Genomic DNA, 12,592 nt, shown 5'->3' on the forward strand with positions numbered 1-12,592 from the left:
CGGCGGCCGCACCTTGGGACACGGGTGCTCGCCGGCGGCTTGCACGCCTTATAGCCCATCCATGATAGCGAGTTTAGCGCGGCCGCCCGGCGCTAACGCAACGGCTTCGCGAAGCTGAGTTCGTGGCCATCGGGATCGGTGATGTGGAAATAGCGCTCGCCCCACGGCGCATCGGACGGTTCGAGCGATGGCTTCAAACCCGCCGCCAGCGCCTTCCGGTAAAGCGCGTCGACGTCCGAGACATAAATGATCACGCGGCCCCACCAGTTGACTGGCGCACGCGTATCGACGATCAGGTTCAGATACGAACCGCCGAATGCAAACGAGGTAAACGCTTCCTGCGAACCACCGAATTTGATCGGAAAACCGAGCGCTTCGTAAAACAGCACCGCGCGGGGCATATTGCGGGTGGCGAGCGTGATGGCGCTGAGGGACTCGATGCGCGGCTCGGTTGGTTCTGTCGAGTCGGTCGGCGCGCTCGAGGCGCTCGCCGAGGCAGAGGCTGCGGCGGAAGTGGTGGGCAAGTTCATGGCGGCTGTCTCCCTGGTATGGCGGCGCCTGGCGGGCTTCTATGGCGTCGGCCCGGACATCGCGGGTCTTGGCGCGGACCTTGGCGCCGGCGTTGGTCCGGGCATTGGCCGGCGCTTCAGCCTCTACGACGACCCCCGCTTTGGCGTGGGCTGACACTAGAAAGTGTCTCACAAGCAGCCTCGAGCGCGCCGCCTCGCCCGCACTTGAAAAACCCGCCCGCCGCCCCGCATCTGGATTCCCGTTTATCCGGAGCATCGCCATGGGAAGCCGTCCACGCTTCATCGATGACCTGTCGCGCGCCACATCCGACGCCCCCGGGTCCGATCCACTCACCGCTTTATCCGACGACGCCTTGCTCGACGCCTATTCCCGCACCGTGATCGGCGCGTTGGAACGCGTTCAGCAGGCGGTCGCCTTCATTTCCGTCGAACGCCGGCTGCCCGGCGCGCCGTCCGGGCGCGACAGCCGCGGCGCGCGTGGCGGCACAGGCTCGGGTTTTCTGTTCACGCCTGACGGCTATCTGCTCACCAACAGCCACGTTGTGCACGGCGCCACGCATATCAAGGTGACGCTCGCCGACGGCGCGAAATTCGACGCCGATCTGGTCGGCGACGACCCCGGCAGCGATCTGGCCGTGCTGCGCATCGGCTCGCCGGAGCCGCTGCCACACGTCGAACTCGGCGAATCGTCGAAGCTGCGCGTCGGCCAGATCGCGATCGCGGTCGGCAATCCGCTCGGCCTCGCGCAAACCGTGACGACCGGCGTGGTCTCGGCGCTCGGCCGCTCGCTGCGTTCGAATTCGGGCCGCATGATCTACGACGTGATCCAGACGGATGCCGCGCTCAATCCCGGCAATTCGGGCGGCCCGCTGATCAATTCGGCCGGTCAGGTGATCGGCGTGAACACCGCGATCATTCCCGGCGCGCAGGCGATCTGCTTCGCCACCGCGATCGATACGGCCAAGTGGGTCATCATGCAGATCTTCGCGCACGGCCGCGTGCGGCGTGCGTACATCGGCGTGGCCGGCACCACAAGACCGCTGTCGCGCCGCGTGCAGCGCTATTTCGGCCTGAGCTCGGAGAGCGGCGTGCACGTCATGGAAATCGTCAAAGGCAGCCCGGCCGCGTTCGGCGGTCTGCGCACCGACGACACGATCGTCGCGATCGATGCGCTTGCGGTGCAAGACGTCGATAGCCTGCAACGCACGCTCGATGTGTCGCGTATCGACAAGCCGGTCAACGTGACCGTGTTGCGCGGCGCGCAGCGGCTCGAATTGACCTTGACGCCGGTCGAGCAGACGATCTGATTCGCTCGACTGCCTGTGGAGGAAAGGGCCTCGCATTCAATCAATCTCACGGATAAAAAAGGCCTCGCGCTCAATTTGAGCGCGAGGCCTTTTTTCTGCATGCAGCGCATCCGTAAAGACGCGCCGCTCAGATGCACTTAAACGATTGAAGTCAAACGCTTACTGAATCACCCGCGTCACGCCACGCCCACGCGGATCGGCTGCGGCTTCCGGCGTATCGCCATTGACCTTGATCGCCTGGATGTCGCCGCTGAAATCCTGCCCCGTCAGCGTGTAACCCTTGGCTTCGATCTGCTTGGCGAGTTCGCCGTCGATCGGCTTGTACGGCTCCCAGAAGATCGTGTTCGGCGGCAACAGTTGGTGATGGAAGCGCATCGCGCCCACGGCTTCCTGCAACGGCATGTTGAAGTCGTAGACGTTGTTGATCACCTGGAAAATCGACGTGAAGATGCGCGAGCCGCCCGGCGTGCCGATCACGAGCGACACCTTGCCGTCTTTGGTCAGAATCGTCGGGCTCATCGACGACAGCGGGCGCTTCTTCGGTGCAATCGAATTCGCGTCGCTGCCCACCACACCGAACATGTTCGCAACGCCCGGCTTAGCGGAGAAGTCGTCCATCTCGTCGTTCAGCACGATACCCGTGCGATCCGCCACCACGCCCGAGCCGAAATAGCCGTTGATGGTGTACGTGTTCGACACCGCATTACCCCACTTGTCGATCACGGAGAAGTGCGTGGTTTCCGCTTTCTCCGGCATCGAGGTGCCGAGGCCGGCCTGGATGCTCTTCGTATCGGACGGTGCATTCGGATTGACTTCGGCGGCACGCTTGGCGATGTACGCGTCGTCGGTCAATTGCGCGACCGGCACCTTGTAGAAGTCCGGATCGCCGAGATACTGTGCGCGATCGGCGAATACACGCTTCTCGATTTCAGCGATCAGATGCACGTATTGCGCGGAATTGAGCTTGACGTCCTTGAAGTCGGGCGCATTGTCGGCCTTCATCTTCAGCAACTGCACGAGACCGATACCACCCGAGCTCGGGGGCGGCGCGGTAATCACGCGATAGCCGTTCCAATCCGCCTGGATCGGCTGACGCCACACCGCCTTGTACTGCTGCAGATCGGCCTTCGTAATCAGACCGTGACCGCGCATGGACGCCGCGATCAGATCAGCCGTCTTGCCCGAGTAGAAGTCTTTCGCGCCCTGATCCGAAATGCGCTGCAGCACGGCGGCGAGATCCGGTTGCTTGAAGTTGATGCCCTGCTTCAGATTGCCGAAGTAGGTATCGAAGTTGGTCTTGCCGGCAAAATCTTTCGCGGCGTCGTCGCGGCGTTGCTGCAATTGCTCGCTGACCTCGAAGCCATCGCGTGCGTAATGAATGGCCGGTGCGAGCACCTGCTTCCATTTGAGCTTGCCGAAGCGGCGCTGCGCTTGCCACATGCCGTCGACGGTGCCCGGCACGCCCACCGCGCGATAACCGAACAGGCTCATGCCCTTGATGACCTCGCCCTTGTCGTCGAGGTACATGTTCTTTGTCGCGGCCAGCGGGGCGCGTTCGCGATAGTCGAGGAAGTATGGCTTGCCATCGACATACAGCGTCATGAAACCGCCGCCGCCGATATTACCCGCTTCTGGATACGTCACGGCAAGCGTGAAGGCGATCGCGACTGCCGCGTCGACGGCGTTGCCACCTTCCTTGAAGATCTGTTCTGCTGCGTCAGCGCTGTACTTGTCGGCGACCGCAATGGCGGACGCCGTGAGAATTGCCGGCTGCGCTTTCGCGGGCGCTTTGGCAAAGGCTGGAGTGGCTTCGAGAAAGCCGCTTGAAACAGAGACGAGTGCGACCAGTGCAAGTCCGCTAACGGACGATTTGGCGTTTTGAAACAACTTCATTGGGCATCCTCCAAGACGACGCTTTCATCTGATAAAACGAAAACTGTCTTGGGCTTATAACATGGCGGCCCGCCGTTTGCGAAGCTGTTGCACGCATATGGTGCATGCTGCAGCACACAAAAACCGCCCCATTTAACAACACTAATTACCGCGTGTAGCCATGCTCGAATCGGCATCGAACACAGTCAGTGCGCCGCACCACGAGACCCAGCGCACCGAGAGTTGAACACTCAGGCGCTACCGCGGTTGCCGCGTGCGATTTCGTCGCCGGCGCCTTGCGGCAAGCGCGCGGTCACCGGAATCGACAGGAACGAGAACAGGCCGACCACGAGGAACGCCGGCCAGAAGTCGGAGAACACGATGGTCGAATGACCCTGCACGTTATGCGAGATTTGCAGCACGATGCCAGCAATCGTCACGCCGAGCCCCAACGAGATCTGCTGGATCACGCTCGCCACGCTCGTCGCGCGGCCAACGTCGCGGCTCGGAATATCCGCATACGCCAAAGTATTCAACGAGGTGAATTGCAACGAAGGGAAGAAGCCGCCGAACAGCACCACACACCAGATCAACCAATGCGGTGTACCGGGAAAGAACAGACCGTAGACGGCAATCGCAAGGCCCGCGCAACCGGCATTGAACATCAGCACCGTGCGAAAACCGAACCGTTCGAGAATGCGCGACGCGGCCGCCTTCATGAAGATCGAGCCGAATGCGGACGCGCAGGTGATCGACCCCGACTTGAACGCCGTCATGCCCAGACCTTCCTGCAACGCAAGCGGCAACAGAAACGGCACCGCGCCGAGGCCGATGCGAAACAGCGAACCACCCACCACGCTCGCGTGAAAACTCGGAATGCGCAACAGCCGCAAATCGAGCACCGGCAATTCGACGCGGTTCGCGTACCGCACGTACACCACCAGCAGCAGTACGCCGAACACACACATGCTGACCGATACCGAGTTGGACACCAGTTCGCCGCCTACCAGCGAGAGCCCCAGCATGAACAGCGACGCCCCGCTCGCCGACAACACGAAGCCGGTCCAGTCGAGCCGGCCGGGATGCGCTTCACGCACGTTGGCGATGTGCTTGTTCGCAAGCCAGATACCCAGCAGGCCGATTGGAATGTTGATGAAGAAGATCAGGCGCCAGTGCAGATAGGTCGTGATGAACCCACCCAGCGGCGGCCCAACTACCGGCCCGAGCAACGCGGGCACCGTCAGATAGTTGACCGCGCGAATGAAGTCCGACTTCGGCACCGAGCGGAAAATGATGATGCGCCCCACCGGCACCATCATCGCGCCGCCGATGCCTTGCACGAAGCGCGCAACCACGAAGGTGCCGAGTGACGTGGACGCCGCGCACATCAGCGAGCCGGCCATGAAGATACCGATTGCCGTACGAAACACCGTGCGGGAACCGAAGCGGTCAGCGACCCAGCCGCAAATCGGAATGAAGACGCCAAGGCCGATGACATAAGCCGTCACGGCGAGCTTGAGGGTGATGGGGTCCTGGCCGAGATCGCGCGCCAGAACGGGCAGCGACGTCACGATGACCGTGCCGTCTACGTTTTCCATGAACATCGCACACGCGACGATCAGCGGAACAATGAAAGCGCCTAAAGCGAGAGGCATTGGCATGACGACGGGTTGCAAGGCCGCCGGTGTAAAGCTGCGATTATGGCATCGCATCGACAACGGATGTTGTTAAGCGAAGCCTTTTCGTACTGGCGCGGACGACGCGTTGATATGCGCCGCCCAATAGTTGAGCGCGCAACGAGACAGAACGGCTTTCAAAAAACAGGCGCGAAAAAGAAGGGAAAATAACGACGCGATGGTAAGCCGGCATACAGCCGGCTCACCATGCAATACAGCGGCAATTCAGGAGCAGGACTTAACGCGATGCACTGACCAGCGGTTGCAACTGCGGCAGAATCTCGGTGCTTGCGCGAGCAACGTCGTTCGGGAAGTCGATCTCGATCCACGGCGCGCCGGTCACGTCGGCCGTGTCGAATACCTGACTGCGCTCCAGCAGCAGGTCGCGCACCGCTTCTTCGTGCGGCATGTTGGCCCGGCCGCTATCCACGTAGCCTGCAACGATCTGCGCGAAACGTTGTGCGGTTTCCTGGCGGAAGCGGAAGAAGCCCACCGATTCGCCGATGGTGTCGTACTCGAGATTGACGGCGAGTTGCTTGCGCAATTCGACCGGCACGCCGTCTTTCAGGCACAGCTTGACGGGTTCGTCGCCGGCTTCGAAATCACGGTCGATCAATAGGCGGTTGACCGTCCCGCCCTCCACGAGCGCGCTCAGAATGCGCTCGTCGTAGAGCACGTCGGCGTCCATCAGCAGCACGTCGCCGCCGCGCGTGAGCGACTCGGCCACGGTGTGCACCGTCAGCACGCTGCCCAGGTCGTAACGCGGGTTCAGCACGGTTTCCACTTTATGCGGCCAGTTGATCCGCTCCAGTTCCGCCTGCACCGATTCAGGCTGAAAACCGAGCGCCAGCACGACGTCGGTCACGCCGGCGGTTTCCAGCATTTGCAGATGCCGCTCGAGCAGGCTCATGCCGTCGAACTGCAACAGGCACTTCGGGAACTGTGCCTGCGGCGGTTGCTGGAGACGCAGGCCGAGGCCCGCTGCGAGGATGATGGCACGCATGCGCAGTCCTTTAAAAATTCGGAGATTAATCGACAACCGGCACGCGCGTGGTGGCGCGCCGCCGTTGCCAGCTTCGTTCGCTGAAGTGCAAAACCAGTAGGCCAGGCAAACCGAGCAGGATTTCACGTGCGCGCTTGGCGAGCGACAACGCCAGCGCCGCGTCCGGCGGCAAGCCCACGAGTGGCGCGAGCAGCAGATAACCCCCTTCCTGCACGCCGAGTGAGCCTGGGATCATGAACGCCGCGCCACGAATCGCCTGCCCGAGACTTTCGAGCAGGAGCGCGTCGACCCAGTCGACCGGATGGCCGAGAAAGCGCAGCGCGAGCCACACCTCGACCGTGCCGACGATCCAGCCCACCAGACTCAGTGCGAAGCTTGCCGCGACGCGGCCGCGCTCGCGGTAGATCGCCTGCACGGCGGCGTCGACGGCTTCGGCGCGCGTCATCAGCGACGACCAGTCGCGCTTGCCGAACAGCTTCGACACCACGCCCAGCAAACGGCCGAACAGGCCGTGCCGCTGCGCATAGTAGAAGCCCGCAATCATCGCACCCAGCACGCCGGTGGCAATCAGCGTAGCGGTTCGCAGATCGTGAAGCGCACCGTGCGCGGCATAGGCGCCGAACAGCAGCAGCCCGAGCAACGCGAAGACGATTTGCGCGACCGCCTGCGCCGTGGTGCTGACGGTGACGGCGGCGGCCGCGTCGCGCATGCGCATGCCGCGCTGGGACAGTTGCCGCACCATCACCACCGGGCCGCCGATCTGGCCGGCCGGCAACAGGCTATTCACCGATTCGCCGATCCAGCGTGCGAACAATGCGTCGCGCACCGTCGCGTCGCGATGCACGCCGTCGCGCTGACGCTGGAACAGCACCGAGATTGCGCCGGCGTCGAGCACCAGCGGCACAAGGTGAAACGCCGCGACAAGCACGAGCCCCCAGCCGGCCGCGGCCAGCGCCGAGGCCACGGAGCCGAAACCCTGCCAGGCGAGCAGGCCGACAAAGAGCGCCGTCCCGATCGACAGCAGAATCAGGGCCGCGCGTGTCATGCGGGGTCCTTGCGGCGTTTCGTCATCTGACGGAAAACCTGGCGGAAACCGAAGTACGCGATCGCGTCCTTCATGTTCGAGATGAACCGGCGCCACGGCCGCATGTTCGGGTCGGTGACGTATTCGAAGGTGAGCGACACGCGCATTTCGTTTGCGCCGGCAGGCGTGATGCGATGACGCAGCTTGTCGCCGTCGAAGAACACCAGGCCGCCCGGCGGAATCTGCACCGAGCCGGGTTGATCCGCCACGTCCGGATTGCGCGTATGCAATTCGTAATCGAGCCGGCACGACGATTCGTCGATCACGCCGAGCAGCAGCGTATAACGGCGGCCGTCATAGTACGAAGTATCGTAGTGCCAGCCGATGTGGTCGCCGGCCCGCGTGTAGTAGTACAGCGCATAGGCGTGCGGATCGTCCGCAGGCGACACTTGCAGCTTGTCGCCGCTGAGTTGTTCTAGCCAGCCGATCAGTTCCTTCGAGCGATACAGTTCGGCGATGAACGGCGCGAGACGGTCGATCGTATGACGGCTGACGCTGCCGCCCTGCTTGTGTCCCGGCAGATAGTTGCGGTTCACTTCGTCGAGGAGGCCGCGCGCGCTCTGCACGAGCTGGGCGGTGACTTCGGGCGCGAGGAAATCTTCCAGATACAGGAACGCGCCCTGATCGGCGAAATCCTTTGAGAGACGCCGTGTGTCGAACGTGAGCGTGCGGCTCGCTACGGCGCGATCGGCATTCGGCGCAGACACGGCCGACGAGGCCAACGAAGAGGCCGGCGAACGTTCAACTGAGATTGGTGCGATCACGTCGTGTTCGGCGTGCATACTCATTCACTGGCCCACATTTGACTGGTTTCAGACGCCTTGGCAGGGGCGGCCGCCGAGCGCTCGGCGCGGCGCGCGACGCGCCAGTAATCGACCACCACCCAGACGGCAAACAGCGGCGCGCCGATTGACGCGACCACAACGAACGGCATGACGACGCTCGTCAGCGTGACGATGGGAAGCAGGTACAGCACGTCTTCGGTTTCGAAACCGCCGACCGATGCCTGCTTTGTACCTGCCTTGCCCGCCATCTCCTCGATGCGCATGCGCAGGAAGAAAATCAGCGCGACCGCAACGCCCGCCACGGCACCCAGCCAGCCGGGTGAAACTTTCAATGAGCCGACATGCGTCGAACCGACACCCATGCCGACGAACAACATGACGGTCACGAGTGCGTCGCAAGCCAGGTCGTAAAAATGACCGATCCGGCTCGACTTTCCGCCGATGCGCGCGAGTTCGCCATCTGTGTGGTCGACAAAGTTCGACAGCACGATCAGAGAGGCGCCCGCATTGGCCCAGGCAAATCCGCCGTGAGCGAGACAGAGCGCGCCGGCAAGCCCGATCAGCAGGCGCAGCGTGGTCAGATGGTTCGGCGTGACCCAGGTGTTGACAAGCGGCGTGACTAGTCGGCGGGCGAGTCTCGCATCCCATGTTCTGGGGGCCGGAACGTTAATTGGAATTGGTGGTCGCGAATTCATAACCCGGAAATATATACGGGATCGTAAAAGCTTGCTTCCTTCCTTAACGTTTTCTTAAGGGCTCATTGTTGCCGATGCGTGCCAGGCGCCGCGCAAGATATGCCGAATCACGTTAAAGTGCGAATCCAGTTGCGCCTGTCACACCAGATCACGTCGATGCGCAATGTCTTTTCGGGGTGCGGCGCATCGCCGCCACTCGTTGCGAACTCACTACATCGAACGCGGGTCGCCATTCACGTATATGAAACGCTTCTTTTCATCCGTACTCCTTGCGCTGGCCGCCGCCGCGCTGCCGCTCAGCAGTCATGCTGCCGCTCTCGACGCACCGCTCACCTGCAATGAGAGCGGTCATCAGTTCATTGCCGATCTCGCCCAGCAGCAGTTGATCGATCCGAAGCCAATGCGGGTCGAAAGCAACTCCATCAATGCGTTTTCGCCGGTGCAGGGCGCCGACCTGACCGCATTCGGCTTTCACGTTTTCGCGGTGGTCGGCTACGAAAAAGACGATCCGATGTTCCGCGTCGGCGACGGTGAACCCGTGGCCCGCTCCGCCTATGGTGTCGTGGTGTTCGGCGGCGAATCCAAGGTCCAGGCCGCGCTCGCCGAGACCGGCAGCACAGCGATCGTGCATCGGGTGGCGCCGCTCGTAACGGCGATTTTCTGCAAGCGGAGTTGAGGCGGCGGGTCGCGCCGCCCCACTCGCCCCCTACAACTTGATCCCCGCCGGGTCCGCCGTCAGATACCCCACCGTCGCGCCGAAGCGGTCCTTATAGTTCGCCCGCACGAGCGGATCGAGTGTCGATTGGATCTTGTCGTGCAACGGACTTTCCCAATTGCCGACATGCTGGAAGTTGCTCATCACGTACGTCCAGCCGTTGATTTCGTCGACTGCATGCAGGCCTGTCGACTCCGCGCCCGCTGGGCACGACAACACACGTGCGAGCGTTTTCGTGTCGACGTTATAAGCCCACAGAAAATTGTTGACGTGCATGCCGCTGTCTTCGCCGATAAAGAGCGTGCGCAGTTTCTCCGAGAACTTGAGGTTGTCCGGATTCGCGATACGCTCCGGGTTCGCCGTGTTGCCAAGCACGTCGGCGGACGACAGATCCTCGCCGACCAGCGCCGCAGGCGCGGCCATGTCCACCGGCACCCAGTCGCTGTTGATCGCGCCGCCGCTGCGGTCGCGCTGGCCGCCCTCCATGTTCAGCGCGTAAACCGCACCGGCGTTGATCGCCTTGTCGACAGCGACATCGGTCGATGCGGCGTGGCCGCGCACCATCGATTTCTCGATGCGTGACATCGCCGAATACAGCACCTTGTCCTTGATATTGACCGTTGTGCCTTCGAGCTTCGTGAAACCCATGCTGCCGCCCGCCAACGCTGCGTAGCGATGCGTTTCGAGGAAGGTCGCCGCCTTGGTCATGCCCGGCTTGATGCGCACCCAGTTGAAGGTGCCGTTGTAGTTAATCTTCGTGTAGGTCGAATCGACCGGGTCCTTGATCGCGACGTCCATGATGTCGCTCGCGCTCAACTGGTTGGCGAGCGCCTCGATTTCGTCGCTGGTCGCGTGGCCCAGATTGATCCAGGAAAGCGTTGCCGCACCCGCGCTGCTCGACGATACCTGCGTCCACTTTGCGACGTACAGCGTGCCCGCCGACAGATCGGCCTCGCGATCGGCAATGAACATGAAGAGGCCGCCGTTGGTCGCGTCGTCGCCCATCAATACGGTGCGCTTATCCGGCATCACCTGAATCAGTTCGTGCGAGATGCGGCCGAGGCAGTAGTGTTTCCTGATCGTGCCGGTGCCGTCGGGATTGACGGTCACTTCCGGCAGATGTCCATAGTGATAGGGATTGGCGGTGGTTTCGTCACCGTAAAGGCTGCGGCTGAAGCCCTTGAACTGACTGTTGGTTGCGATCGTCGCGGCGTCCGGCTCGTACTCTTCGCTCGACAGATGCGTGTTCCACGGCGACAGGCTCGCGCCGCAGGTAATCCACAAGCCATGCGCCTTCGATGTATCGACGCTGTGATAGCCCACCAGCGTCAGCTTGCCCGTGGCCGGGTCCTGATCGAGCGTGAGCACGGCGATCGGCGACGGCAACTGGCCATACATCGACTTCAGACTCTGATCGCGGGTCGCGTATTCGAACTGCACGACGGCGAATACCGCATTGCCCTTGAGGCCCTTCACCGTCGGCTTGTCGAGACGAATCAGCGAACTGCCGTCCGGGCAGTCCGAATAGAACTGGCGCTCTTTGCCCGCTACCGATTTATCGATGATCGGCTGATTGTTGATATCGAAGTAGCCGCCGGCCAGGATCGTCCCGCCCTTGATGTTCGGCACCACGTCGCCGGTCACGAAAAACGGCTGGTACGCGAGCTTGAACGTACGGCTGCTGCCATCGCTCAGTTGCACCGAGAGCGTCGAGCCGACCGTCGTCTTCGCCATCGCGGCAGGGTCCGCCAGCGTCGGCGCGGCCATGCCGCTGAATGCCGCCGAGACGAAGTTGGCCACCGGCCTCACCGGTGTCGCCAACTCGTCGCCTCCGCCGCCGCACGCGGTCAGCATCGACGCCGTTGCAAGCCCGCCTAACGGCAGCATCGGCGCACCGGCGAGGAGTTTCAGGGCCTTGCGGCGGGAAAGGTCGAACGGCTCTGCCATGTTGTCGTGATCCAGGGTTTGGGTAGCGTGGGTGAATGCACAGCCGGCACGCACTCAGACCCAAAACCGCATGGTTCACGCTCGCGCCGCTATGACGCGAGGATTCTATGAAGTGAATGTGAAAGTATATTGACAGGCTTTAGTAATGTTAAATTCAGCTTTTAGTTAGCCGAAGCCCGTCACCGCCGCTCTATCCCGGACGGCGGAATTCGTTTTCGACCCACGCGGCAGCGCTCGCCTTGCTCAGCTTGAAGTTCGGCGCGACCTGCACTTGCGCGAGCTGTTCGCCGAACGTATCGAGCGCGGTCAGCAGCGCGTACGGCTCGTCTTCGTCGGGAACGATGTCGAGCGTGATGTCGAGTTCGTCATTGCCGTCCGCGCTGGCCACGCGCACTTCTTTGTGCAACTGGGCGCGCAGTTGCTGCTCATGGCGGCGCAACACTTCAGATGCGGTTTTCACCAGCGTGTTGAACGCCGACGTGTCGAGCGGCTTCGGATCTTTCTTGTTGCGACCCATCGTCCACGGGCCGACGAGTGCCGGTTCCGCTTCGCCGTCCTTGATCATGGCGACGGCCCAGCCTTCATCGTCTTCGTTCTTGATGACGCGCGCGGTCCAGCCGTCATCGCGCCACAGACGCGCTTCGTGCTGGGTTTCGGGCAGCGCGTCTTCCAGATGATCGAGCGGGGTTTCGTGGATTTCGGACGCGCCTTCCGTCGGGGAGTCAGCAGCGGTGTCGGACGATGGAAGGGGGGAATTGGTCATTACAGGTTTACTCACGTTCGCGGGGCGGAAACACAACTCAAGCCTGCGATTCTACCTGCCCCACACCCGCCGAACGCGGCCCTCTGACGAACGGACAAGCCAGGGCACGCTCTTCGCCAATCGAAATAGTGCATTTCGTTATTCGCGGGAACCTATAAACCGATTATAGAACGTTCGAAAAAAACGCGGCCCGAAAGCCGCGTATAAAAAGATGA

The 12,592-nt window shown here is 62.2% G+C and carries 12 protein-coding genes; 3 read left to right on the forward strand and 9 right to left on the reverse strand.

The features are described 5' to 3' along the window. Positions 1-92 precede the first annotated feature (92 nt). Positions 93-530 carry a VOC family protein gene (locus P3T25_RS00725; RefSeq protein WP_216674397.1) on the reverse strand — a complete coding sequence of 146 codons (438 nt, stop codon included), beginning with the start codon at positions 528-530 and terminating at the stop codon, positions 93-95. Between P3T25_RS00725 and P3T25_RS00730 the strand changes: the two genes are divergently transcribed. Both P3T25_RS00730 and P3T25_RS00735 read left to right on the forward strand, forming a co-directional pair. Beyond that, entirely contained in the window at positions 421-684 is a 264-nt protein-coding gene (locus P3T25_RS00730; protein ID WP_171928733.1) for a hypothetical protein, read from the forward strand. The genes P3T25_RS00725 and P3T25_RS00730 overlap by 110 nt on opposite strands. A 106-nt stretch (positions 685-790) precedes the next feature. Next, positions 791-1,837: a S1C family serine protease gene (locus P3T25_RS00735; RefSeq protein ID WP_154567107.1), complete on the forward strand. Its 1,047-nt coding sequence runs from the start codon at positions 791-793 to the stop codon at positions 1,835-1,837. A gap of 159 nt (positions 1,838-1,996) precedes the next feature. On the opposite strand, the gene ggt is transcribed toward P3T25_RS00735, so the two are convergent. The 6 genes from ggt to P3T25_RS00765 form a co-directional block, all read right to left on the reverse strand. Beyond that, positions 1,997-3,730, reverse strand: a complete 1,734-nt coding sequence (ggt, locus tag P3T25_RS00740) for a gamma-glutamyltransferase (RefSeq protein ID WP_154567106.1) — start codon at positions 3,728-3,730, stop codon at positions 1,997-1,999. Positions 3,731-3,960: 230 nt separating this feature from the next. Further along, a complete protein-coding gene (locus P3T25_RS00745) occupies positions 3,961-5,364 on the reverse strand; it encodes an MFS transporter (RefSeq protein WP_154567105.1) in 1,404 nt (467 codons plus the stop codon). Positions 5,365-5,623: 259 nt separating this feature from the next. Further along, positions 5,624-6,388: an NTP transferase domain-containing protein gene (locus tag P3T25_RS00750; RefSeq protein WP_154567104.1), complete on the reverse strand. Its 765-nt coding sequence runs from the start codon at positions 6,386-6,388 to the stop codon at positions 5,624-5,626. Between the two features lie 25 nt (positions 6,389-6,413). Beyond that, positions 6,414-7,433, reverse strand: a complete 1,020-nt coding sequence (locus tag P3T25_RS00755) for a flippase-like domain-containing protein (RefSeq protein ID WP_154567103.1) — start codon at positions 7,431-7,433, stop codon at positions 6,414-6,416. After that, the gene (locus P3T25_RS00760; protein ID WP_429357246.1) at positions 7,430-8,260 is read right to left on the reverse strand and encodes a HalD/BesD family halogenase; all 831 of its coding nucleotides are present in this window, start codon (positions 8,258-8,260) and stop codon (positions 7,430-7,432) included. Before P3T25_RS00760 ends, P3T25_RS00755 begins: the two co-directional genes overlap by 4 nt. Continuing rightward, positions 8,257-8,952, reverse strand: a complete 696-nt coding sequence (locus tag P3T25_RS00765) for a CDP-alcohol phosphatidyltransferase family protein (RefSeq protein WP_154567101.1) — start codon at positions 8,950-8,952, stop codon at positions 8,257-8,259. Before P3T25_RS00765 ends, P3T25_RS00760 begins: the two co-directional genes overlap by 4 nt. A gap of 241 nt (positions 8,953-9,193) precedes the next feature. Between P3T25_RS00765 and P3T25_RS00770 the strand changes: the two genes are divergently transcribed. Next, positions 9,194-9,628: a hypothetical protein gene (locus P3T25_RS00770; RefSeq protein WP_154567114.1), complete on the forward strand. Its 435-nt coding sequence runs from the start codon at positions 9,194-9,196 to the stop codon at positions 9,626-9,628. A gap of 30 nt (positions 9,629-9,658) precedes the next feature. Here P3T25_RS00770 and P3T25_RS00775 read toward each other — a convergent pair whose 3' ends face one another. Further along, the gene (locus P3T25_RS00775; protein ID WP_154567100.1) at positions 9,659-11,614 is read right to left on the reverse strand and encodes a PhoX family protein; all 1,956 of its coding nucleotides are present in this window, start codon (positions 11,612-11,614) and stop codon (positions 9,659-9,661) included. A gap of 190 nt (positions 11,615-11,804) precedes the next feature. Next, positions 11,805-12,377 carry a hypothetical protein gene (locus tag P3T25_RS00780; RefSeq protein ID WP_154567099.1) on the reverse strand — a complete coding sequence of 191 codons (573 nt, stop codon included), beginning with the start codon at positions 12,375-12,377 and terminating at the stop codon, positions 11,805-11,807. Positions 12,378-12,592: the final 215 nt, after the last annotated feature.

It is taken from the genome of Paraburkholderia sp. GAS32, from assembly GCF_050434225.1.
GTDB classification, from domain to species: domain Bacteria; phylum Pseudomonadota; class Gammaproteobacteria; order Burkholderiales; family Burkholderiaceae; genus Paraburkholderia; species Paraburkholderia madseniana.

What these genes read in the sequence shown, in the direction of transcription:
- P3T25_RS00775 (WP_154567100.1), bottom strand. Translation starts at nt 11,614, where the DNA reads ATGGCAGAGCCGTTCGACCTTTCCCGCCGCAAGGCCCTGAAACTCCTC.
- ggt (WP_154567106.1), bottom strand. Translation starts at nt 3,730, where the DNA reads ATGAAGTTGTTTCAAAACGCCAAATCGTCCGTTAGCGGACTTGCACTG.
- P3T25_RS00725 (WP_216674397.1), bottom strand. Translation starts at nt 530, where the DNA reads ATGAACTTGCCCACCACTTCCGCCGCAGCCTCTGCCTCGGCGAGCGCC.
- P3T25_RS00760 (WP_429357246.1), bottom strand. Translation starts at nt 8,260, where the DNA reads ATGAGTATGCACGCCGAACACGACGTGATCGCACCAATCTCAGTTGAA.
- P3T25_RS00780 (WP_154567099.1), bottom strand. Translation starts at nt 12,377, where the DNA reads ATGACCAATTCCCCCCTTCCATCGTCCGACACCGCTGCTGACTCCCCG.
- P3T25_RS00735 (WP_154567107.1), top strand. Translation starts at nt 791, where the DNA reads ATGGGAAGCCGTCCACGCTTCATCGATGACCTGTCGCGCGCCACATCC.
- P3T25_RS00765 (WP_154567101.1), bottom strand. Translation starts at nt 8,952, where the DNA reads ATGAATTCGCGACCACCAATTCCAATTAACGTTCCGGCCCCCAGAACA.
- P3T25_RS00730 (WP_171928733.1), top strand. Translation starts at nt 421, where the DNA reads ATGGCGCTGAGGGACTCGATGCGCGGCTCGGTTGGTTCTGTCGAGTCG.
- P3T25_RS00755 (WP_154567103.1), bottom strand. Translation starts at nt 7,433, where the DNA reads ATGACACGCGCGGCCCTGATTCTGCTGTCGATCGGGACGGCGCTCTTT.
- P3T25_RS00750 (WP_154567104.1), bottom strand. Translation starts at nt 6,388, where the DNA reads ATGCGTGCCATCATCCTCGCAGCGGGCCTCGGCCTGCGTCTCCAGCAA.
- P3T25_RS00770 (WP_154567114.1), top strand. Translation starts at nt 9,194, where the DNA reads ATGAAACGCTTCTTTTCATCCGTACTCCTTGCGCTGGCCGCCGCCGCG.
- P3T25_RS00745 (WP_154567105.1), bottom strand. Translation starts at nt 5,364, where the DNA reads ATGCCTCTCGCTTTAGGCGCTTTCATTGTTCCGCTGATCGTCGCGTGT.